Source organism: Corynebacterium sp. MSK008 (genome assembly GCF_030232585.1).
In the GTDB taxonomy this organism is placed as follows: Bacteria; Actinomycetota; Actinomycetes; order Mycobacteriales; family Mycobacteriaceae; genus Corynebacterium.
Genome location: NZ_JASPJX010000036.1, coordinates 1 through 535, shown reverse-complemented (window position 1 = coordinate 535; position 535 = coordinate 1). Strand labels below are relative to the sequence as shown.

2 protein-coding genes are annotated in these 535 nt (G+C 66.2%); both read left to right on the top strand.

The genetic code is table 11. The features are described 5' to 3' along the window. Positions 1–296: NAD(P)-dependent oxidoreductase (locus QP996_RS11775; RefSeq protein WP_502870238.1), on the top strand; the 296-nt coding region annotated here is incomplete at its 5' end. Positions 297–382: 86 nt separating this feature from the next. Further along, positions 383–535, top strand: a 153-nt coding sequence (locus QP996_RS11770) for a helix-turn-helix domain-containing protein (RefSeq protein ID WP_284872817.1), incomplete at its 3' end; no start/stop codon positions are given.

The following is a 535-nucleotide window of genomic DNA, read 5'->3' as shown; positions in this document are numbered from 1 at the left end:
ACCCCGCCTTCGTGCCGACCCAGTGGCGTGACGTCGCGTTGGCCAGCCTCGACCAGTTCAACGCGTGTACCGAACATCCGAACCAGAACTGGATCTATCTGAGTCCGTCGGCAGTCTTCGAGCCCGGACAGGGAACCGGCGCCTATCGCCGTAGCGGTGACACGCTCCTCATCAACCACGATGGCACGTCGCGGATCACCCCTGCGGACCTGGCCCTAGCGGTGCTCGACGAGCTCGAGCAGCCCAGCGCCGTACATCACTTCACCGCCATCGAGCTGGCAAAGGGTCTGGCCTAGGGCCAGCGGTCCACAGAGGAATCCACGCTAACAACCGTGAGGGGGTCGAGCTATCGGCCCCCTCCGTCTATTCCAAGGGGACGCTCTTGCTCCACGCCAACGCAGCACTGACCCCGCGCCACCGCTTGATCGTCGGCCAGCTCGTGGTCGACCAGGGCTGGCCGATCAGCGAGGTCGCCGCCCGGTTCCAGGTTTCCTGGCCCACTGTGAAGCGCTGGGCCGACCGCTATCGCGCCGGC